This is a genomic window from Myxococcus stipitatus DSM 14675 (assembly GCF_000331735.1).
GTDB lineage: Bacteria > Myxococcota > Myxococcia > Myxococcales > Myxococcaceae > Myxococcus > Myxococcus stipitatus.
On record NC_020126.1, the window covers coordinates 328,278 to 350,115 of the forward strand.

Here is a 21,838-nt window from a genome sequence, read left to right on the forward strand (position 1 = left end):
CGGTGCTCAGTTCGCGCGCTGGAGCCACCCCACCCAGTCCCCCAACTCCCGGTAGCCCAGCTTGCGGTACACGCTCCGGCCCTGCTCGGTGGCCTGGAGCACGGAGGCGTGGAGGCCGCGCTCCCGGGCGCCCGAGAGCAGCCCGCGCATCACCTCCGAGGCCAGTCCCCGGCCCCGGGCCTCCGGCGCGGTGACGACCATGTACACGCCCGCGGTGTCGCCCACGTCCAGCGCGAAGCCACACGCCAGGGGCACGCCCGCCTCGCGCGCCACCAGCGTGTGCACGGGCAGGGCGGGGGGCCGCCGCCAGACGGCGAGGATGTCCTCCCACTTCCCCCAGACGCGGGCGTTGAGCGCCACCATCTCGTCCTGGAGGGGCGTCTCCACCAGGGGGAAGGTGGGCGGGTCCTCGGGGACGTCCGCCAGGGCCAGGCCCATGGCCGGAATGCGGTTCTCCGGGCGGTAGCCCGCGGCGCCCAGGAGGCGGCCGCCCTCGTCGTCCCCGGGCAGGACGTTCACGCTCCAGGCGGGGATTCCCTGGCCCCGGAAGTACGCCTCCAGCGCGGGCAGGCCCTGGTCCAGGGCCTGGGGCGAGGCGAAGTAGGCCTGCTGGAAGTGGGACTCGGTGGGGTGCTCGGGGAGGCTGAAGGCGTCCAGACCGGGGGCGCTCCAGTGGCGCAGGAGACCGCGCTCCCGCTGGAGGTGCTTGAAGGCGATGACGTTGGCGCGCAGTCGGTCGTTCAGTTCGGCATCGGTCATGGGGTGCCCACAGCGTAGGCGGCCCCCGCTGGGAGGCGAACAACGGCGTGCTCAAAACCGCGCGTCCGTCCTCCAGGAGGGTTAGGGTGCGCCCTCACGCATGAGCAGCCCGCGCTTCTTCGCCTTCGACCCCCGCGCCACCCGCATCGCCCTCTTCCTGGGGGCGTGTGTCCTGGCGGTGCTGACCGCCTGGGCCCTGGCCAACGCCCGCGACGGGGGCGGCGTCCAGGACATGGCCCGCGCGGGTGTCACCGCGGGGCTGATGTTCGCCTTCCTCGTCGCCCTGCACCGGCTGCGTCCGCGCTCCGGCTGGGGCGTCACCCTGGACGCCCGCGGCGTGCGCGTGGCCCGCCCCTTCAGCTCCCGCGAGCTGGATTTGCACTGGGGCCAGATTGATTCGGTGCGCCGGCTTGGCAGGAAGGGTGACGTGCTGGGTTTGTTCCTGAAGGAGGAGGGTCGGGTGCTCGTCACCCGGCATCTCTTTGCCCGCAAGGCTGTTTTCGAAGAGCTGCTCTCGGCGCTGGAGGACCGCCTCCCGCCGCCTCGACTCGACGCTTGACCTCCCGGTTTCCGGGCGCCGCCGTCCAAGGGGCCGGCCAAGCGATTTTCACGAATATTTACGCAGCTTTGCGAGGGCTCGTTACTCTTGTTCAGTGTGCCTCGAGATGGTAGGCACAGCCCTGTTGCAGAGCTCCTTTTCCCAAGGACAGCTTCACATGGAAAAGACGCCCGCTACCGGCGCCGCGGTCGCCCCGCCGCCCGGTGACTATGGGACCGACAGCATCACCAAGCTCGAAGGCCTGGAGGCGGTCCGCAAGCGCCCTGGCATGTACATCGGCGACACGGTGGCCTACGGCCTCCACAAGCTCGTGTACGAGGTCGTCGACAACGCCGTGGACGAGGCGCTCGCGGGCCACTGCACGGACATCAACGTCGTCATCCACGTGGATGGCTCGCTGAGCGTCCAGGACAACGGGCGCGGCATCCCCGTGGGTCCGCACCCCGACCCCAAGTTCAAGGGCAAGGACACGCTGGAAGTGGTCCTCACGGAGCTGCACGCGGGCAGCAAGTTCGGCAACGGGGCCTACAAGGTCTCCGGCGGCTTGCACGGCGTGGGCGTCACGTGCGTGAACTTCCTCTCGGAGTGGTTCAAGGTCCGCGTCCAGCGCTCGGGCAAGGTGTACGAGCAGTCCTACGCGCGAGGCGTCTCCCAGGGCTCGCCGCAGGTGGTGGGCACCACCGAGAAGCGCGGCACCCTCATCGCCTTCAAGCCGGACCCCCAGGTGATGGAGCTGCTGGACTTCAACTTCGAGACGCTCAGCCAGCGTCTGCGCGAGCTGGCGTTCCTCAACGCCGGCCTGCACATCACCATCAACGACGAGCGCACGAACAAGGAGCACGACTTCAAGTTCGACGGCGGCATCTCCTCGTTCGTGGAGTACCTGAACAAGTCGAAGACGGTGCTGCACGACAAGCCCATCGCCTTCACGGTGGAGAAGGACGGCGTGTCGCTGGAGCTGGCCATGCAGTGGAACGATGGCTACGACGAGCGCATCTACACGTTCGCCAACAACATCAACACCCACGAGGGTGGCAGCCACCTGTCCGGCTTCAAGGCCGCGCTGACGCGCACGCTCAACAGCTACGCGGAGAAGAGCGGCATCTGGAAGGACCTGAAGGAGACGCCCACGGGTGAGGACGCCCGGGAAGGTCTGTCCGCGGTCATCTCCGTGAAGCTGCCCAACCCCCAGTTCGAGGGGCAGACGAAGACGAAGCTGGGCAACAGCGAGGTGAAGGGCCTGGTCGAGCAGATGGTGAACGACCAGCTGGCCACCTTCCTGGAAGAGACGCCGATGGTGGGCAAGAAGGTCATCGCGAAGATTGGCGATGCCTGCCGGGCCCGCATCGCGGCGCGCAAGGCGCGTGAGACGGTGCGCCGCAAGGGCGTGCTGGACGGCGGTGGCCTCCCCGGAAAGCTGGCGGACTGCCAGAGCCGCGACCCGCACGAGAGCGAGCTCTACATCGTCGAGGGTGACTCCGCAGGTGGCTCCGCGAAGCAGGGCCGCGACCGGCGCAACCAGGCCATCCTCCCCTTGCGCGGCAAGATTTTGAACGTCGAGAAGGCGCGCTTCGAGAAGATGCTCACCAGCGCCGAAATCGTCACGCTCATCACCGCGCTGGGCACGGGCATCGGGGCGGAGGACTACAACCCGGAGAAGGCGCGCTACCACCGCATCATCCTGATGACGGACGCCGACGTGGACGGCAGCCACATCCGCACGCTGCTGCTCACGTTCTTCTTCCGCCAGATGCCGGAGCTCTTGCAGAAGGGCTACCTCTACATCGCGCAGCCGCCGCTCTACAAAGTCACGCGCAACAAGAAGGACAAGTACGTCAAGGACCAGCGCGCGCTGGACGAGTACCTGCTGGGCATCGCCACCGAGCACGGCCGCGTGCTGACGCCCTCGGGCGAGGTGGGCGGCACGGACCTGAAGGTGCTCCTCGAGAAGGTGATTGCGTACGAGGAGCGGCTGGAGAAGCAGGCGAAGCGCCGCGACGCGCGAGTGGTGGACGCGGTGGTGCAGGGCGCTCGGCTGACGGCGGAGATGCTGGGCGACGAGGCGGCGCTGGCGGCCGCGGTGAAGGGCGCGCTCGCGGAGTTCGAGCGGCGCATGCCGGACGTGCTGGGCCGCGTGTCGCACGAGGTGGTGGGCGACTCCGAGCACCAGACGAAGAAGCTGGTGTTCCAGACGGACGTGAACGGCGCCATGCGGCAGACGGTGTTCGACCACGCCTTCCTGTCGTCGCCGGAGTACGTGGAGCTGATGTCGCTGCGCGACGCCTTCAAGGCGCTGGGTGACGCGCCGTACAAGGTGAAGGTGGATGGCGGGTACGTCACGGCGTACTCCGCGCAGGAGGTCCACGCGGCGCTCCGCAAGGACGCGCAGAAGGGCCTGGGCCTGCAGCGCTACAAGGGTCTGGGCGAGATGAACCCGGAGCAGCTCTGGGACACGACCATGAATCCGCTCACGCGCACGCTGCTCCAGGTGCGGGTGGAGGACGCGGTGGAGAGCGATGAAATCTTCTCGCTGCTGATGGGCGAGGCGGTGGAGCCGCGCCGCGAGTTCATCGAGCGCAACGCGCTGGACGTGCAGAACCTGGACATCTGAGCGGGCGCCGGGCTTTGGGGCCTGGCGTCGCGGACGTCTCACGGGGCGCGGTGCCATCAGGGCGCCGCGCCTCGTTTCGTTCCAGGGGCCTGGATTGACTGCGCGGCGGATTCGAGGGACGCAGGGGCGCATGTACATCCCCCGCCACTTCGAGGAGCGCGACGCGGAGCGGCTCCTGTCGCTGATGAGCCGCCACTCCTTCGCCGTGCTGGTGACGGTGGGCGAGGACGGCGCGCCCTTCGCCACGCACCTGCCCTTCCTCGTGGAGCGCGACGCGGCGGGCGCGGTCCGGCTGATGGCGCACCTGGCGCTGCCCAATCCCCAGTGGCGCGCGTTCTCCGCGGAGCGGGACGCGATGGTCATCTTCCAGGGGCCGCACGCCTATGTGTCGCCCCGGTGGTACGCGACGTCGCCGCAGGTGCCCACATGGAACTACGCCACGGTGCATGCCTACGGGCGCCCCCAGGTCATCACCTCGCGCGACGAGACGCTGCGCATCCTCCGCGCGTCCGCCGCGACCTACGAGCCCGACACCGCGAGCGCCTGGCGCCCGGAGCAGGTCGACGCGTACGTGGAGCGGCTGATGGGAGGCATTGTCGCCTTCGAGCTGCGGGTGACGCGGCTGGAGGGCAAGTTCAAGCTGAGCCAGAACAAGAGCCTGGCGGACCGCGAGGGGGTCATCGCGGCGCTGGAGCGTGGTGGCCAGCCCGGCGACGTGGAGCTGGCGGCGCTGATGCGCGCGTGCGTGCTGGAGGTCGAGTAGGGCGCGCCTTGCGCCTCGGCGTGGGAAAAGACTCGTGGGCCCGGTGCCCATCCTCGGCCCCGCGCCCACGTGCCTTTCCCGTCTTGTCGAGCCGGCCGAGGAGCTTCGCGGCCCCATGAGCCCTTACGGCGGGAACCTGTCATCGCCTCGCCCACTCGCCTGTCCATCCCGAGGGGGCCGAACCCGTGAGGGGTGCGACAACGGAAGGTTAGGCACCTCGTGGCCCCCGTGGGGCGGGCCTCCGGGCGAGAGGTGCTGGTGGAGGCTCGTGGAACAAGCAGGCCGGATGGCTCGTCCGGCTGGCTGTCCTCGAGCGGGCCCCTAGCGGCGAGAGCCCCGGAGGGCGGCGGCGCGCTCTTTTCGAGACAGCGACGTGGTGTCCACGATGTCCATCTCGAGGGCGCCCTGGTTGTCGTCGCTCTTCGTGTCCGGGAAGAAGCAGCGCAGGTCCTCGGCGCCGGTGATTTGATAGCGCTTGCCCGTCTCGAGGATGCGGTGCGTGGCGCGCACCGACGCGGGCGACGTGCCTCGCTCGACGCACAGCACCTGCTGCACGCGGCCAGGGGCTCCCGGGCGCAGCTCCGCGATGTCGTCCCGCACGGTGAACAGGTACGTGGCGCGCGGGTTGAGGCCGCGCAGCAGCACCTGCTGCTCGGGCTTGAGCTGCAGCGCGTGCTGCTGCGCATCGAACGTGAGCGAGCGCGGCGGCACGTAGGCGGACTGGCGGATGACGACGTGGATGGAGCCGCTGTTGTCCTCGGGCCCGGTCTCATCCACCGCGAAGACGTGCAGCTTGCGCGCGTTCTTGACGGTGCGCGCCGACGCGCTCAAGAGGCCGAAGCTGCTGTCCGCGGGGCCCTCTCCCTCGATGAAGTAGGCCAGCGTGCCGGAGGCGGTGCCGCGTCCCTCGGCGAGCGCCGCGCTGCCCTGCGTCCACACCGAGTACGCGACGTTGGGGTTCAGGTCGATGGAGGCGGTGGCGTACTCGGGGATGAGCGCCGCGTTGTACATGGGGCGCACCACCAGGAGCCGCGTCGGGTAGTCCACCTCGTAGAACTCGCGCTCCGCGTCGTTGATCTGCTTGGCGCGCTCCACCAGGGGGACGGGGTCCTCGCTCGGCTCGGCCTCCGCGGTGGCCGTGTTCTCGGCGGCGGCGGGGACACCCGCGTCCTCCGTCGGGGCCACCTCGACGGCCTTGGCCTCGACGACGGTGGGTTCAACGGCGGTGCCGGTGGCGACCGCGGCCACGACGGGTGGGGGCTGGGCGGGCGGAGCGCTGGGAGGCGGAGGGCTCGCGGGCTCCGACGGAGGCACGGGCTGGAGCTCCGCCTTCAGGGGCTCCAGCATCATGGAAGCGGGCGTGAAGCGCCGCGTCCACGCGAGGTGCCCGGGCAGCGTGAGCACCAGGGTGTTGGCCTCGCCCACGAGGATGCCCTCCACCATGAGGGGCGTCTTGCCGGCGACGTCGCGGCCGTTGAGCTTCACCTTGGCGCCCTCGGGCGTGGAGGTGACCCACAGCGTGGCGGCGTTGGCGGCCCGGGGGTCGGGCGCGTCCGGCTTGAGGACGAAGTGGTAGAGGAGCGCGACGAACAGCGCGAAGCCCGCCACGCCGAAGACGGAGAGGCTCATCGTCTTCACGGCCTTCTGCTGCTGGGCGCGGCGCTCGGCCTCTTCCTTCGCCAGGGTCTCCCGGGCCTCGTCCGCCGTCGTGCGGAGGCCCGTGCCCGTGGGCGGACGTCCCAGGGCCGAGGACACCGGCTGCGTCGTCGCGGACTGCGCGGTGACGACGGGGTTCTCCACCGGCGTGTCCCGAGGCGCGGCCAGCGTGGCCATGGCCAGGGGGACCTCGGTGGCAATCAGCGCCTGGCTCAAGTCGCTCGAGTCGGTGTCGGGCTCTTCCGGCAGCTCCGGCACGGGAGGCCCGGGGCGCTCGCTGGTGGGCAGCTTGCGGCCCGCGCTGGAGACCTCCGTGCGAGGCAGGCCCGTGTTCGTCACGCGGCGCAGGCTCCCCGAGCTCGTCACCTTGCGGAGGGACGGATTGCTCACCGAGGACCGGCGCGCGCCGTCCGTCGGAGGCTTCGCGCCGCCGTCGCTGCCGGGCTTCGAGCGCAGGCCGGGGTTGGAGGGGCGCAGGGGCCGCGCGCGGGACTGCGAGGACTCGCCCGTGCTCGCCTGCCAGAACGCCACCTGCTCCATGAAGGCGGGGGAGACCTCCGCCTTGCGCCCCTCGGCCGTGAGCTCCTCGGCGAAGAGGTAGGCCATGAGCTGCGACAGCTCGGACGGCGTGAAGCGGGGGTTGTCCCGGTAGAGCAGCTCCACCAGCGACGCGCTCAGCTCCTTGGCGGTCTGGAAGCGCTCGTCGCGGTCCACGGCCATCGCGTGGGCGATGACGTTCTCCAGGTCCTGCGTCATCGACGGGTTGAGCGTCGTGGGCGGAAGACAGTCGCCCTGGAGGATGCGGGGCAGGACGGTGACGAACTCGCCCTCGTAGGGGCGCTTGCCGCAGACCATCTCGTAGAGGACGACGCCCGCGGCGTACACGTCCGTGCGGGCATCCAGGTCCTGCCGTCCCCGCGCCTGCTCCGGGGAGAAGTAGGGGTACTTGCCCTTGAGGGTGCCCGGCGACGTCTTGGCCTCCACGGCGCTGGTGGCCTTGGCGATGCCGAAGTCGATGACCTTGACCTCGCCCTCGTAGGAGATGAGGACGTTGTCCGGCGAGACGTCGCGGTGGACCAGGCCCATCTCGACGCCGTCCTCGCCCACGTGGCGATGCGCGTAGTCCAGGCCGTCGCACAGCTTGCTGGCCACGTGCAGCGCCAGGCTCTCCGGGAACAGGCCCATGCCCATGCGCTGCGCGCGGCGAAGGACCTTGGAGAGCGGCTGGCCCTGCACCAGCTCCATGGCGATGAAGTACTGCCCGTCCACCTCTCCGAAGTCGAAAATCTGGGCGATGTTGCTGTGGCTCATGCTGGCCACGAGCCGCGCCTCGCCGATGAACATCTCGACGAAGTCCTCATCGTCCACGAAGTGGGGGAGGATCTGCTTGATGACGCAAGGCTTCGTGACGCCCGCCGCTCCCGTCATCCGCGCGCGGTAGGTCACCGCCATTCCGCCGGCGGCGATTTTCGAGAGAAGAACGTATTTGCCGAATGTCTGGGGAGTGGGTTCCGCCACGATCAAAAGGCCAGCCCTGGATGTTGGGAAATAGCGAGCATACTCCTCTTCTGTTGAAAGTCCCGGAGACGGCTCGCGTCGCAGGCGAAGTTTCTGGTGAGGTCGAATTCGAACCCCTCCCGCTGGGGCTGCTCTCGCTCTGAGGCTTCGCGGGTCTCAGAATGATTCGTCGATGGGTGTGGATTATCCGGGGTCCGGGGGATTGGCTCTGGGCGGAGCTTGTGATTTCAGTGGGTTGTCGGGGAGCGGAGTGGCGCTGCCAGGTTCCTTCACATTTCTTCACGGTCGGCCGCGGTGCATGTGGAGAAAGGGCGGTTATCTAGGCGGACGCGGCCACGGGCCGCGGGGTGAGGGCGGTCGAGCTTTCCCCAGAGAAAGAGGCAGACCGATGGAGTCCGAGCAGTTCAGGCGCTCGTGGCCCTTCACCGGGGTGGTGCTGTGGATGTGCCTCGCGCTGCCGGCCTCCGCCGTGGCTCAGGACGAGGGTGCGCGGTTGTCCGCCCTGGAGCTGCTGATCCGCAGCCCCCAATTGGGTGGGAGCGACATCCCCCGCGACCTGCCGGGTCCTCCGGGTGGGGTGGAGGTCCCCCTCCGGGCGGACGCGTCCACGTCGTCGGGTGCCGCCATGGCGGGAGCACAGGCGGTGTCGGCGACGACGTTGCCCGATGCTCCGGTGCGGCCTTCATCCGGGGACGCCTCCACGCCGGGTTTGTCCGAGGAGATGAGCCCCGGAGGCCCCGAGGGTTCCTCGGCCCTGCTGTCCGAGGCGCCGCGGACCGGAGTCTCCGACGGCGCTCCGCTCACCCTCCTGCCCGAGTCGTCGCCGTCGCGCTCCTTCCAGGTGTTGCCGGCAGTGGTTGCTGTCGTGCCCGGACTGCTGTTCCACGGACTCGCGCCAGCGATTGCGGGAGATGGTCAGACGGCCCGGCGCCTGTTCGCGATGGAGGGCGCGGGCCTGGGCCTCATCGCGCTCGGCGGTGTCCCCATCGCGCTCACGGGCGCTTCGCGGCGCACGATTGCTCCGCTCTACGCGGTGACGCTGGCGGGCTTCAGCGTGTTCGGCATCTCCGCGCTCGCCAACCTGTACTCGGTGGTCTCGCCCACGTTCGACCCGGGAGTCCCCGCGGCGACACTGCCCCCGCTCGAGCTGGAGATGGGCTACCAGTACGTGAGTGACACGTCGTTCGACTACGACCACTTCGTCTCGCTGGGCGCGGTGGCGCGGCTGGACTCGCTGAAGCTGGAGGCCGTCGCGCGGCTGGCCCCGGAGGATGGCAACGCGCAGGTGCGGTTCGGTGGGGCCTATCGCCTGCTCGGCGCACCGGAGCAGCGGCGAGGCGACACGGATGGCTCGTCGCTGGACGCGGAGCTCTTCGGCCTCTACCACCGCTACCCGACGGAGGGCTTCATCGTCATCGGCGGAGACCTGGGCCTGCGAGGCCGCTTCGCCATGTCCCGCGTGAGCCCGGCGTTGGCTGGCTCCTTCGCGGAGGCGAGCATCGGCATGTCCCTGCAGGGCTACAGCTATCCAGGCCCGGTGAGTGACGGGAACCTGCACGAGCAGCTCCTCTACAGCTTCGGCTATGGCGTGTGGCTGGGGCGTGGTGGGCCGTTCAAGGGCGAGGCGATGATCTTCTACGACCACCGCAAGGATGGCTTCGCGGGCGGGCTGCGCACGTTCGGCGGAGGAGTCGTGGGCAACTTCGGTCTTCGAGGCCGCGCGCTCCTGACGGAGACGTGGGGCGTGGCCGCGGAGGTGGCGGCGGGTGGTGCGCTCGTCGGGCGGCTGTCGCTCATCTACGCGCTGGGAGGTGAGTCGTGATTCGCGTGGGCTTCCAGGGTGTGGTGTTGGCGGTGCTGCTGACCGGATGCCTGCGGCCCGCGGAGAACCGCGCGGTGCGCGACTCGAAGGTGGGCCAGGCCGAGGGCGGTGGCATGTCGCTCCAGGTCGAGGACGGCCTCGCGGCGGTGCGGCACCTGGGCGCGGGCGAGGTGACGCTCTGGGGCAACGCGCCTGTCTTCAGCGCGAAGACCACGCTGAGCGCCTCGGCTCCCGGACAGTGGTTCATCACCGTGCGCAACGCGATGCCGGACGCGGAGCTGTCCGTGCAATCGGACTCGGGCGAGGTGCTGCCCGTGGAGTCCGTGGCGCAGGCGCTGCCCACGGTGAAGGCGTGGCGCGTGGAGCTGCGCGCGGGAGGCACGGCGACGTTGCGCGTGGCGCCTCCGGACTGGGACTCCACCGCGCCGTTCCGCTTCGCCGCGCTCGCGGACGTGCAGGAGGCGCTGCCTCGCGTGGGCGACATCTACGCGCGGCTGGCGAAGGACGACACGCTGCGCTTCATCCTCTTCGCGGGAGACCTCACGGAGCGAGGCACCCGCGAGGAGCTGCTCGAGTTCCAGGAGCGGCTGGAGGCGGGCTCTCGCATCCCGCTGTACGCCACGCTGGGCAACCACGAGACCTTCACGAAGGACGCGGAGGAGTACACCTCGCTCGTGGGCCGAGGCAGCCAGAGCTTCGTCTTCCACCACGTGCGCTTCACCGTGGTGGACTCCAGCAACGGCACGCTGGACCCCATCGTGGAGGAGCAGCTCGACGGGTGGCTGTCGTCCTCGAGAAACGGCGCGCACGTGGTGGCCATGCATGTGCCCCCGCAGGACCCGGTGGGCTTGAGAGGCGGAGGCTTCGCGAACCGGGGCGAGTCCGCGGGGCTGGTGGGCAAGCTCGCGCGCGAGGGCGTGGACCTCACGCTCTACGGCCACATCCACTCGTACTACTCCTTCACCAACGCGGGCATCCCCGCGTTCATCTCCGGTGGCGGCGGCGCGATTCCGGAGACCTTCGATGGCGTGGGTCGCCACTACCTGTCGGTGGACATCGGCGCGAACGAGGGACTGCGCGAGGCCGCGCTCGTCCGCGTGGACTGAGCGACAGAGGCCGGCACTGAACGAAGCGTCAGCCGGCGCTGTGTGGGAGAAAACGCGCGCGGGGCCGACTTTCCGGCCCGGCAGCATACCCCCTTGATCTGACACTGAACACGTGAGCAGATGGCGGCCCCATCGTGAGGAGCCCAGAGGAGGCCCGCCATGTTCGACTCGAACGAGAACGACCCCATTTCCCCGGCGCTGCGTGCGCTGCTCGAGCTGTTCACCACGGAGCTGGCGGAGGTGCGCTTCCCGGACATGAGCGGGCAGGTGCTGGAGGACGCGGCGGCGCAGGTGAGGGCGAGCGCGGAGGCGGTGGCCCGTGCGCAGGCGGCGCTGGAGGCGGCGCGCCAGGGCTTGCAGGACAGCCAGGACGCCCTGCTCCAGAAGGGGCAGCGCGCGCTGGCGTACGCCCGGGTCTTCGCCGAGGAGAACCCGGAGCTGAACACGAAGCTGGAGGCCATCCACCTGCCGCGCCCGGGGCGCAAGGGCGCGAAGGCGGAGAGCCTGGTGGGGTTGGAGCCTGTCGCCGCCACCGCCGCGAACGGCAACGAGGAGAACGCGCCGCGCCGCCGGGGCCGTCCGCCGAAGGTGCGCCCCGCGCCGGGTGCGACGCTGTTCCCGGAGGGCGTGTCGCCGGAGTCACTGGCCGTCGCGCACGAGGGCAACGGCGTGCTGCCCACCGCGTGAGGCTCCGGACAAGCCGAGGCCCGGACGCGAGACCTTCCCGGAGCCCCCCTCCGGAAGTGTCCCACGGCCGGGCCGCGGTGCCGGCGTGTTCCGAGGGCAGCCCCGAAACACGCCGGGTTCATCGGATGTGAAGGTGAAGCGCCCGCGTCAGTTCTGCGGGAAGGCCGTCCAGCCGGCCAGCCAGTTGGTGGTGCCCACCGCGCCCACGAAGCGCGCCGAGGCGTCGAAGCCCGCGGGCGGCGTGGCCGCGTTGTCGGGGTTCAGCGCGGGCGAGCCGGCCTTCGGCGCGAAGTTGGGCGAGGCCAGGTTCAGCGCGTCGGTGAGCTGCGGGTCCTGCGTCTTCACGGCGTTGGTGGCGACGAGAATCTTCTCCGCCTCGTTGAACTTGCTGACGTCCGGGTCCACCGTCACGCCGTTCTCCACGCGGGGGTTGGGCGCGAAGGGGATGGAGTTGGTGAGGTTGGCGTTGTCCCAGAAGAAGGTGTTGCGGATGCTCAGGCGGGAGTCGCCCACCTCGTTGAAGAGCGCCGCGGAGGCGAGGCCGTCCACGTCCACCGCCTGGTCCTTGAAGTAGGCGACGATGACGTTGCGCAGCTTGCCGCCGGCGCCGGTGTTGAACACCAGGCCCTCCTGTGACGGGTTGCCGCCCGGGTCCGCGTTGGAGCCGATGAACGTCGCGTTCCAGATTTCGGGGATGCTGATGGGCTCCTGCGTGGCCGTCGTCTTGTTGCTGGAGGCCTCGATGGCGCGGTCGCCCACGGCGGCGCTCTGCTGGACGACGAGGAACTGCACCTTGCCGCTGTAGCCCTGGTCGTAGTCCAGCGCGTCGTCGTCCGCCTGGGTGATGACGATGTGCTTCAGGGGCGCGGTGCCGCCGAACATCTCGATGCCGTCATCCAGGCCCTTGTGGACCTGGAGGTAGTCGATGTCCGTCGTGCTGCCGCACGCGCCCGTCGTCAGGCCGTTGAGCTCGTTGTTCGGCGCCAGCTCGAAGCCGGCGAACTCGATGCGCGCGTACTTGAGGGTGCCGCAGTTGTGCGCGTCGTCCTGGCCGCCGTACTTGGTCAGCTCGTTGCCGCTGGTGGAGAAGAAGCCCTCGATGTTGGTCTCTCCGCCGGAGACGTTGATGCGGGCCTTGCCCAGCAGCACCACGCCGCCCCAGTTGCCGGGCTCGCGCTGGCCGGGCTCCTTGGAGGAGGTGAAGACGATGGGCTTCTCCGCGGTGCCCACCGCGTTGATGCGCGCGTTGCGGGTGATGATGAGGGCGCTGCCGCGCTCACCCTTGATGGTGACGCCCGCCTCGATGGTGAGGGTGCCCTTCTCCACGAAGATGTACTTCGTCAGCGTGTACGTGTTGCCGGACTTCCAGGTGGTGTCCTGGGTGATGTTCTCGGTGACGTTCACCTTCTCGCCGTCGGGCTGGACCGGGGGAGGGTTCTCCGTCTTCTTGTCGTCGTCTCCGCAGCCGGCGCCAAGAACCAGGCTGGACAGCGTGAGGATGGATGCAAACAGGCGCTTCATGGCGGGACTTCCTTTCGGGGACAGGCACTACAGGGACAGGCCCAGCGACGCGGAGAACGCGATGCCCGGGCGGTATTGGAGAAGGGTGATGTCGCCCTGCTGGAGGGTGACCTTGGAGTTGAGGATGTTGGAGGCCGTGAGCTTCAGCTGCGTGGCCTTCGTGAGCTGCTGGGTGACGGCCAGGTCCACGCGGTGGAACGGCTGCTCGTAGACGTCCGGCAGGTTGTCGGTGCCCACCTCGCTGATGCGCCGGCCGTACACGTTGTAGAGCAGCGCCACTTCCGTCCCGCTCGGCGCGTGCTCGTAGCCGACGTTGACGTTGATGACGTAGGGGGACTGGCCCTGGAGCGGGCGCTCGGAGTTGGTCTGGAGGCCCTGCACGTTGCCCAGGTCGATTTGCGACTGGATGAGCGTGAGGTTGGCGCCCACGCGCACGGGCTGGAGTGAGGGCGTCAGGCGGCCCAGCGAGGTGCGCGCCTCCAGCTCGATGCCGTAGGTGTCCGCGCCCGCGGTGTTCTCGAAGTTCATGTCGCCGGCGCCCACGGAGTTGATGACGCGCTCGATGGGGTTCTGGAAGCGCTTGTAGAAGGCGCTGGCGGCCAGCACCTCGTTGTCGCCGACGAACCACTCGATGCGCGCGTCGACGTTGTGGATGCGCGTCTGCTTCAGGTCCGGGTTGCCGGAGATGTTCCGGCGGCGCACGAAGTCGTAGAAGGTGAAGGGCGCCAGCTCGCGGAAGGTGGGCCGCGCCAGCGTGTAGCTGTAGCCCGCGCGCACGTTGACGGTGGGGGTGAGCGCGTAGATGGCATTGAAGGTGGGCAGCCAGTCCAGGTAGCTGACCTGGTTGTTGGACTGCTCCACGCCGGTGAACTGGTTGAGCGCGGTGAGCTTCTGCTCGGAGCCCTCCAGGCGCAGGCCGCCGACCAGGCGGAGCGCCTCGGTGGGGGTGACGTCGGCGGTGACGTAGCCGGCGAAGACCCCCAGCGACGCGTCATACGCATCCGAGTCCGGGCGGGTGCTCTCCTGCACGCGCATGCCGTTGCCCAGGTACTCGGGGCTGAAGAGCTGCTCGGGCGGGAGGAAGCGGTCCACGTCCATGTTGGGGACGATGCCGTAGCGGAAGCGGCGGGCGCGGAAGTCGCGGCCGGAGAACTGCGCGAGGCCGCCCAGCTTCAGGCGCACGTCGGTGAAGGGGACGGTGAGGTTGACGCTGCCGCCGCCGGACGTCTCACCCAGCTCGGCGAAGAAGCGCTCGCCGCTGTTGGCCTGGTTGGGGAAGGAGACGGCGCCGGAGGGGTTGCCCAGGTTGTCGCTGTAGAGCGTGTCGCGGGTGTCCGGCTCGTCGCGGTCCACGCGGGAGAGGTTGGCCTGCCAGTCGATCTCCGCGTCGCCCAGGACGCCCACGCGGTGGAAGCCGCGCACCTGGTTGAAGGAGAGCTGGCGGACGATGAACTGGAGGCGGCTGCCCTCGTAGCGGTCGCCGCGCAGCGTGTCGCTGCCGGTGCTGGTGGTGGTGCGGGTGTCGGTGCCTCGGGTGTAGAGGCTGAAGACGGTCAGCTCGTTGTCGCGGTCCAGCTGGTAGCCGATGCTGGCGAGGCCGCTGAGGTTGGCGGTCTCCACGCCGAGCTTCGCCTGGGCGTCGTCGTAGCTGGTGAAGGTGCCGTCCAGGTCGAACGCGGCCTTGTTGTACTGGGTGTTCTGGGTGGACTCCTTGTGGCCGTAGTTGATGGTGGCCAGGTAGCCCAGGCGCTGGTTGTCGAAGCGCAGCGTGTCGCCGAGCGACGCGCTCAGGCCCATGTTGGGGAGCGCCGTCTTGGAGCGCGCCTTCCAGATGTTGGGGAAGGATTCCCACTGACGCTCCTGCTCTGCGAGAGACTCGTTGCCATCGCCGAGCGCATGGCCGGTGGGGATGGCGTCGGGGAGGCGGCGCTGGCTGCCGGGGAAGCCGAGGAACTCCATGGCGCCGCCGCCGCGCTGCGCGTTGCGAGCCTTGCCCGTGGTCTCGGTGTCGCCGCCGAAGGTGATGCGCGGCTTGAACTCGAACTGGGAGGGGTAGGTGTTGGTCTCGATGAGGAGGGTGCCGCCGCCGAAGGAGCCGGGCAGGTCGGCGGTGTAGCTCTTCACCACGTTGAGGTTGGCGAGGAGCGAGGTGGGGAACAGGTCGAGCGGGACGCTGGGCTCATCGGGCTCCGGGCTGGGCAGGAGCGCGCCGTTGAGGAGCGTGGTGCTGTAGCGGCCACCGAGTCCGCGCAGGAGCACGTAGCGGCCGTCGACGACGGTGGCGCTGACGACGCGCTTGACGGCATCGGAGGCGCTGGAGTCGGGGGTGCGGGAGATCTCCTGGGCGCTGATGGCGTCGGAGACGGCGGCGGCCTTCTTGCGCTCCTGGAGGAGGGCGCCTTCGGCGCGGCGGTCGGAGCGGGCCTCGACGACGACCTCCTGCACGGCGCCGACGTCCGCGCCGAGCGCGACATCGAGCTTCGTCGCCTTGCCCTGCGTCACGACGACGCCGGTGATTCGGCGGCCCTGGTACACGTCGTAGAAGACGCGCAGGTCGTATTTGCCGGGCGGGAGCGCGAGGCGGTAGTTGCCGTCCAGGTCGGTGAGCACCTGCTTCTGCTCGCCCGTGACGACCTTCACGGTGGCCTCGATGAGGCCCTCACCGTTGGCCTCGTCGGCGACCTTGCCGTGGATGCCGGTGAAGCCCGCGGGAGGCGCGGAGGACTCGGCCATCAGGGCCTCGTCCTCGGAGGAGGGCGCGGCGTCCGAGGGCTGCGCCACGTCCGTGTCCTGCTGCGCCTGCGCGGCGGCGGGCTGCTGCGCCTGTGCGGCAGCGGCAGCGGGCTGCTGCGCGGGGTCCTGCGCCTGCGCTGCGGCGGGAGCGGGCTGCTGCGCCTGTGCGGCGGCGGGCGGTTGCGCAAGGTCCTGTGCGGGTGCGGTGGGAGCAATCTCAGACACCGGAGGCTGCGCCGCCTCCTGTGCCTGCACGGGCGCGGGAGCAATCCCAGACGCCGTCGGCTGCGTCTGCGTGGGAGCCTGACCGAGGGCCAGCACGGAGACGGTGGCGGAAGCCAGGGGCTTCGAGCCATTCATCCCCGCGAGTGCGGGCCAGGTGAAGAATGTGAGCGCTGCCACGAGGGCGCGCGAAAAGGGTGCGCGAGACAACACGGCTCTCCTTGCCGACGGTCGCGCTGTAAACAACGCGAGCCGCATGGCATTGGAATGGATGACTTGTGACGATTCAGGCGGCGAATCGAAAACTCGAGGTCACGACTCGCCGCCGGGCGGAGCTATCAGTCCGCGAGCTTGTCCGGCAGCACGCCCACGGTGAGGTTTCCTCCCCGGGCGAGGTCCAGCACTTCCATGGCGGCGCCGTAGGGCACGTCGTCGCCCGCGTCGAAGAACACAATCTTGTCCGGGCGCGCGTTGAGCATGCGCTGGAGCCGCGCGACGACCTGGTCTCGCGGAACCTCATCCCGGTTGATGCGCAGCACGCCCGCCCGGTCCACCGTCAGCACCACCGGCGGCAGTGCATCGGGCGGAGGGGGAGGCTGCTCCTCCGGCTTGTCGCTCTTCGCGGGCACCGTCATCCACATCTGCTTGGTGAGCAGCGGGGTGACGACCATGAAGATGATGAGCAGGACGAGCACCACGTCCACCAAGGGCGTGACGTTCATCGACGGACTCGGTCCGCGCTTCTTGCCGCCTCCGAGGTCGAATGCCATGGCGAGCTCCTACTTGCGCTGCTTGTCGATGACTTGCAGGTTGATGCCCGGGAAGCCCAGGTCCTGCATGCTCTTGAAGACGCCGCGCACCTCGGAGTAGCGCACGCCCCGGTCCGCCTTCAGCACCACCGGCGAGTCGGGCTTCTTGGCGCGCAGGGCCTTCAGCTCGGACAAGAGCGCCTCGCGCTTGAGCTCCTTGCGGTCCATGAAGATGGCCCCGTTCGCCGCCAGGCTCACCGTGGTGGGCTCCAGCTCCTTGTTCTCCTTGTCGGGGTTCGTCGCGGCGGGCAGCTCCACGGACGCGCCGGACTCGATTTGCGGCGTGACGACCATGAAGATGATGAGGAGGACGAGCACCACGTCGACCAGCGGCGTGACGTTCATCTCCGGGGTGATGCTGCTACGCCGGGCGGACATCGAGCCCCTCCCGGCGCGCCACCGTCTCCGGACCCGTGGCCACCGCGCCGTTGTTCGTGCTGGAGCGCTTGTCGGTGACCATGTCCTCCAGATGGTCCATCAGCTCGCTGCGGGCGTTGTCCAGCGAGAGCTGGAGCGCGTCCGCGCGGGTGGACAGGAAGTTGAACATCAGCACCGCGGGGATGGCGACCAGCAAGCCCAGCGCGGTGACGACGAGCGCCTCCGCGATGCCGCTGGACACCGCGCCCAGGCCGCCGGAGCCCTCCTTGGCGATGCCGGCGAAGGCCTCGATGATGCCGACCACCGTGCCCAGCAGACCCACGAACGGCGCCACCGAGCCCACCGTCGCGAGCACGGACATGCCGCGCCGCACGTCGGCGCTGACGCGCTCGTTGATGCGCACCAGCTCGCGGCGGGTGAGCTCCACCGGGCCCAGCTTGCCCGCGGGCAGCTTCGACTTGGCGAGGAACGTCTTCATGCCCCCGCCCAGCAGCGTGGCCAGGTGGCTGCCCTTGGTGCCCTCCGCTTCCTTCACCAGCGCGTCGTGCTGGTGCTGCATCAACAGTTGCCCCGCCCGAGCGGCGAAGGCGCGCGACGTGGCGCGGGAGCGGAAGAAGACGAACAGACGCTCGAAGAACACCGCCAGGGACGCGACGGCGAAGAGCATCAGCGTCCAGGCGATGCCCAGGGCGAACACGCCCATGTGGTTGTAGATGTCCCTGAGATTGAAGTTCATGACGAAGTGCTCCTGGGGGGCAGGGCGGGTGAGTCCAACGAGCTACGACTTGAGACGGAAAGGAACCTTGAAGATGCGGAACACGGCGGTGGGGCGGCCCTCGACGACGGCGGGCTTGAAGCGCCACGAGCGCACGGCCGCGAGCGCCGCGCTGGCGAAGGGCTCATCGCCACGCATCACCTTGAGCTGCGTGACGCGGCCGTCCGCCTCGACGACACCCTTGAGGATGACCATGCCCTCCAGCCCCTTGGAGCGGGCCTCGGAGGGGTAGTCGGGGATGAGGTTGGACTCGAGCGGCTCCGGCGGCGTGGCCGACTCGGGAAGGTTGATGGGCGCCGCGCGGCCACCACCGCCCACGAGCGCTTCACCGCTGCCCGTGCCACCCACCACGCCCCCGGGCACCAGCGCGCCCGTGCCACCGACGGCGATGGGGGCCGCGGCGACAGTCTCCGTCGCGGCCTCGGGCGGCTTCTCGAGCGGCACCGCCTGCGGGGCGACGATGGGCGCGGGCGCGACGACGGGCGCCGCGGGAGGCGGCGCCTTGGCGAGCGCGGGAGGCGCGGCCTTGGGCAACAGCTTGGGCTTGGGCGGAGGCGGCGGAGGAGGAGGCGGGGGCTTCACCTCGACGACGGGAGGCGGGGGCGGACGGAAGACGACGTCCGTCCCCTTCTTCTCCTGGATGACCTCGCGCACCTTGCTCGCGGCGGAGACGGCGACGACTCCGATGAGGACGAAGACGCCGACGGAGGCCGTGGTGGAGAGCGCGAATCTCCGTGCTGCCTGGACATCGGTGGCGCTGTCGAACGTTTCAAACATGGCTGACGCCGCATATAGCGGCGCCATGTTTCAGGGGTGTCCGGTCCCCGTGACACTTTGCGGCCAGGAAGATGACGGATGCGTCACGGTGACTGCATGCCACGCAGCGTGCGCGGCAGACGCGCCAGAGTGCCACCCGGTGTCATGGCGCGAGGCGCACCCTGCAGGCGGACCTGCCACAACATGGCGATCAGCAGCGCCGAGTAGACGAGCGTGAACGGGCGCAGCATCAGCACCTCGCGTGACAGCTCCGTTCCCAACGTCGAGTCGGACACCCCGATGCCCACGAAGGCAATCATCGCGACGAGGGAGAGGTTGAAGCGGGAGCGTCCCTCCGCGGCGGCCCGCACCAGCGGCCAGGCGAGCACGAAGTTCGCGCGCCAGGCCAGCGGTGACAGCAGCGTCACGCCCAGGCAGCACAGCGCGAGCAGGTCCGCGGGCCCGGGCCGGACCCACACCAGCGCGGCCAGGAACACCGAGATGGCGATGAGCTGGGCCAGGGTGATGGCGAAGGAGGACGGCGTGCCGCCCGCGGACGCCGGCTCGATGAACGGGAGGATGAGGGTGGGCAGGCCCTGCGCGTTGGACTGGAGCACCCACGGCGGCGTGGTGCGGGCCAGCGTCTCGCTCCAGAGCTGGAACTGGACCAGGGCGCCATCCCACCCATAGCGGGCGAGCGTGGGCAGCGAGAGCACGATGCCGAAGACCGCGGTGGCGCCGATGACGCGCCAGTGCCTGCGCCACAGGAAGAAGAGGCCCACGAACGCGGCGGGGGGCTTGAGCAGGAACGCGAGCGCGAACGCCGCGCCTGGACGCCACACCTGGCCTCGCTCGGCGCCCGTCGCCGCGAGGACCACGAGCAGGAGCATGACGACGTCGACCTGGCCGTAGAACAGCTCGAAGGTGAGCGCGGGCAGGAGGGCGATGGTGGCGAGCGGCGGGCCCCAGTCCCACGGCGTGGCTTCACCCGGGCCATGCGGCGCGCGGCGGGTGAGGCGGGCCACGGCGATGAGCGCGAGGATGGAGCCGACGTTCCACAGCGCGACGGCGAGGCGCGCGGGCAGCAAGGAGAAGGGGATGAAGAGGGGCGCGGTGATGGGCGCGTACTTGAACGGCATGGTGCCGTCGGAGATGCGGTAGAGGTCCGTGCCTTCGATGAAGCGCTCGGCGGCGGTGAGGTAGACGCGGAAGTCCGCGCCTCGCCTGGGGTGCTGGCCGACGGCGACGGCGGCCACCAGCAGCACCGCGAGGACCAGCCACCAGAGCCAGCGGGCTGACTTCGTGGAGAGGTCGTTCGCGGGGGCGGAGGCCTCGCTCAAGACACTCGCGGACTGGGACGAGCTCGTCACGGGGTCAGGCTCCGGCGTTCGAGGTGGGAGTGAGTCGGCAATAGCGGGGGCGGGCCAGGAAATCGGCGGGGCCCCGAGGCGTCGGCGGTCATCGGAGAGACAGGCTGGGTGGGGGAGGTGTTCACCATTTCACGGCGAAGCCCTGCCCGGCAACGGCCTCTGTGTGGCGGCCGGCTCGGGGGAGGCGCCTGTGGGTTTCACTCGCCTGCTTGTGCGACGGGCGCGCTAGAGGCCGTAGGTCTCCAGCAATCGCAGCCACACCTCGCTCATGGTGGGAAACGAAGGCACGGCGTGCCAGAGCGTATCGAGGGAGACCTCGCCCGCCACGGCGATGGTGGCCGCGTGCAGCATCTCCCCCACCTCGGGACCGACGAAGGTGGCGCCCAGGACGACGCGGCGCTTTTCATCCACCACCAGCTTGGTGATGCCGCCCAGGTTCTCGCCGAAGAGGACCGTGCCCGTCACCTTCCCCAGGTCATACTCCACGGTGCGCACGGGCAGCCCCGCGTCACGGGCCTGGGCCTCCGTGAGCCCCACGCTGGCCACCTGCGGGTGCGTGAAGATGACTTGAGGCGTGGCCTTCGAGTCCGCCCACGCGCTCGCCTTCTTGCCCGCGATGACGTCGCCGACGAGCCGCGCCTGGTACTTGCCCATGTGGGTCAGGAGGTTGCGCCCGTTCACGTCGCCGCACGCGTAGAGCCACCCGCCCTCCACACCCTTCGCCCGGAGCTGGTCGTCCACCCGCACCGCCTCGCCGGGCTTCAGGCCCACCGTCTCCAGCCCCAGCGCATCCGTGTGCGCCACGCGGCCCATGCCCACCAGCAGCGCGTCCGCGCGGCGCTCCGCTCCCGTGGAGAGCTTCACCGTCACCTCGCCGTCGCCTCCGGGGCGCTGGACGCTCGTGGCCTCGGTGTCGAGGAGCACCGTGACGCCGCTCTCGCGCAGCGCCTGGGCGACGCGCTCACCGACGAAGGGCTCGAAGCGGGAGAGCAGCGAAGGGCCGCGCACCACCAGCGTCACCTCCGAGCCCAGCGAGCGCCACGCCTGCGCCAGCTCCACCGCCACCACGCCCCCGCCCAGCACCAGCAGCCGTCGAGGCACCTGCCGCGCGCCCGTGCCCTCGCGGTTGTCCCACGGCCTGGCTTCACGCAGCCCCGGGATGTCCGGGATGCGAGGCCGGCTGCCCGTGGCCAGCACCACCGCGCGGCGCGCCTCCAGCTCGCGTGTCGCGCCGTCCTTGCTCTCCACGCGGACCTTGCGCGGGCCGGCGAGCTTGCCGTGTCCGCGGACCACCGTCAGCTTCGCGCGCTCGGCCCACTTCGCCTGCGAGTCGTCGTGGTAGTGATTCACCAGCGCGTCCCGATGCTCCAGCACCGCGCTGGCGACCAGGGGGCCCTTGATGGCCTCGCGTGAGCCGGGGACTTGTTTCACCAGCCAGAGGGCCTCCGCGGGACGCAGCAGCGCCTTGCTGGGGATGCAGGCCCAGTACGAGCACTCACCGCCCAACAGCTCGTGCTCCACCAGCGCCACGGACAGGCCCGCCGCGGCGGCGCGAGCCCCCGCGTTCTCCCCCGTGGGTCCGCCTCCGACCACCACCACATCGAAGACATCCGCCATGTGTTTGCCCTCGCACCTTGATGCGTACGCAGGGGAGGGCTCGCGGGCCATCCCACCCGGGTCTGCCCGTCGGCTGGTGGAAAGACGGCGTGGCCACCAGCGGACATCGCTGCTGTCCCCAGGGAGGAACGCGCGCATGGGCTGTCGCCCAGGTGACGGTGCGCTGCCCCGTGAGG

Annotated in this window: 16 protein-coding genes; 6 read left to right on the top strand and 10 right to left on the bottom strand. The window is 69.9% G+C overall.

Annotation, left to right across the window (positions count from 1 at the left end; genetic code table 11):
* Positions 1 to 6: 6 nt before the first annotated feature.
* A complete protein-coding gene (locus tag MYSTI_RS01285) occupies positions 7 to 759 on the bottom strand; it encodes a GNAT family N-acetyltransferase (protein ID WP_015345881.1) in 753 nt (250 codons plus the stop codon).
* 100 nt (positions 760 to 859) lie between these two features.
* Here MYSTI_RS01285 and MYSTI_RS01290 point away from each other — a divergent pair, with 100 nt between their 5' ends.
* The 3 genes from MYSTI_RS01290 to MYSTI_RS01300 all read left to right on the top strand — a co-directional run bounded on the left by MYSTI_RS01290 (position 860) and on the right by MYSTI_RS01300 (position 4,692).
* Complete coding sequence (locus tag MYSTI_RS01290; protein ID WP_015345882.1) at positions 860 to 1,318, top strand: hypothetical protein; 459 nt, start codon at positions 860 to 862, stop codon at positions 1,316 to 1,318.
* A gap of 157 nt (positions 1,319 to 1,475) precedes the next feature.
* Positions 1,476 to 3,929: a DNA topoisomerase (ATP-hydrolyzing) subunit B gene (gyrB, locus tag MYSTI_RS01295; RefSeq protein ID WP_015345883.1), complete on the top strand. Its 2,454-nt coding sequence runs from the start codon at positions 1,476 to 1,478 to the stop codon at positions 3,927 to 3,929.
* 130 nt (positions 3,930 to 4,059) lie between these two features.
* A complete protein-coding gene (locus MYSTI_RS01300; protein ID WP_015345884.1) occupies positions 4,060 to 4,692 on the top strand; it encodes an FMN-binding negative transcriptional regulator in 633 nt (210 codons plus the stop codon).
* A gap of 321 nt (positions 4,693 to 5,013) precedes the next feature.
* Here the strand turns inward: MYSTI_RS01300 and MYSTI_RS01305 are convergent, their stop codons facing one another.
* A complete protein-coding gene (locus tag MYSTI_RS01305; protein ID WP_015345885.1) occupies positions 5,014 to 7,866 on the bottom strand; it encodes a serine/threonine-protein kinase in 2,853 nt (950 codons plus the stop codon).
* Positions 7,867 to 8,254: 388 nt separating this feature from the next.
* Between MYSTI_RS01305 and MYSTI_RS01310 the strand changes: the two genes are divergently transcribed.
* The 3 genes from MYSTI_RS01310 to MYSTI_RS01320 all read left to right on the top strand — a co-directional run bounded on the left by MYSTI_RS01310 (position 8,255) and on the right by MYSTI_RS01320 (position 11,481).
* The gene (locus tag MYSTI_RS01310; protein WP_015345886.1) at positions 8,255 to 9,688 is read left to right on the top strand and encodes a hypothetical protein; all 1,434 of its coding nucleotides are present in this window, start codon (positions 8,255 to 8,257) and stop codon (positions 9,686 to 9,688) included.
* Positions 9,685 to 10,794 carry a metallophosphoesterase family protein gene (locus MYSTI_RS01315; protein WP_015345887.1) on the top strand — a complete coding sequence of 370 codons (1,110 nt, stop codon included), beginning with the start codon at positions 9,685 to 9,687 and terminating at the stop codon, positions 10,792 to 10,794. The genes MYSTI_RS01310 and MYSTI_RS01315 overlap by 4 nt, the downstream gene beginning before the upstream one ends.
* Before the next feature lie 159 nt (positions 10,795 to 10,953).
* Positions 10,954 to 11,481 (top strand): hypothetical protein, encoded by a 528-nt coding sequence (locus MYSTI_RS01320; protein WP_015345888.1) that lies wholly within the window; start codon positions 10,954 to 10,956, stop codon positions 11,479 to 11,481.
* A gap of 147 nt (positions 11,482 to 11,628) precedes the next feature.
* On the opposite strand, the gene MYSTI_RS01325 is transcribed toward MYSTI_RS01320, so the two are convergent.
* The 8 genes from MYSTI_RS01325 to MYSTI_RS01360 form a co-directional block, all read right to left on the bottom strand.
* On the bottom strand, positions 11,629 to 13,002 hold the full coding sequence (locus MYSTI_RS01325) for a beta-helix domain-containing protein (protein WP_015345889.1): 1,374 nt from the start codon (positions 13,000 to 13,002) through the stop codon (positions 11,629 to 11,631).
* Between the two features lie 27 nt (positions 13,003 to 13,029).
* A complete protein-coding gene (locus tag MYSTI_RS01330; RefSeq protein WP_044278293.1) occupies positions 13,030 to 16,215 on the bottom strand; it encodes a TonB-dependent receptor in 3,186 nt (1,061 codons plus the stop codon).
* A gap of 80 nt (positions 16,216 to 16,295) precedes the next feature.
* On the bottom strand, positions 16,296 to 16,727 hold the full coding sequence (locus tag MYSTI_RS01335) for an ExbD/TolR family protein (RefSeq protein ID WP_015345891.1): 432 nt from the start codon (positions 16,725 to 16,727) through the stop codon (positions 16,296 to 16,298).
* Positions 16,728 to 16,736: 9 nt separating this feature from the next.
* Positions 16,737 to 17,144: an ExbD/TolR family protein gene (locus MYSTI_RS01340; protein ID WP_015345892.1), complete on the bottom strand. Its 408-nt coding sequence runs from the start codon at positions 17,142 to 17,144 to the stop codon at positions 16,737 to 16,739.
* Entirely contained in the window at positions 17,128 to 17,880 is a 753-nt protein-coding gene (locus MYSTI_RS01345) for a MotA/TolQ/ExbB proton channel family protein (RefSeq protein WP_015345893.1), read from the bottom strand. Before MYSTI_RS01345 ends, MYSTI_RS01340 begins: the two co-directional genes overlap by 17 nt.
* Positions 17,881 to 17,922: 42 nt before the next feature.
* The gene (locus tag MYSTI_RS01350; RefSeq protein ID WP_201768947.1) at positions 17,923 to 18,696 is read right to left on the bottom strand and encodes an energy transducer TonB; all 774 of its coding nucleotides are present in this window, start codon (positions 18,694 to 18,696) and stop codon (positions 17,923 to 17,925) included.
* Between the two features lie 83 nt (positions 18,697 to 18,779).
* The gene (locus tag MYSTI_RS01355) at positions 18,780 to 20,045 is read right to left on the bottom strand and encodes a glycosyltransferase family 87 protein (protein ID WP_015345895.1); all 1,266 of its coding nucleotides are present in this window, start codon (positions 20,043 to 20,045) and stop codon (positions 18,780 to 18,782) included.
* Positions 20,046 to 20,270: 225 nt separating this feature from the next.
* A complete protein-coding gene (locus tag MYSTI_RS01360; protein WP_015345896.1) occupies positions 20,271 to 21,662 on the bottom strand; it encodes a dihydrolipoyl dehydrogenase family protein in 1,392 nt (463 codons plus the stop codon).
* Positions 21,663 to 21,838: the final 176 nt, after the last annotated feature.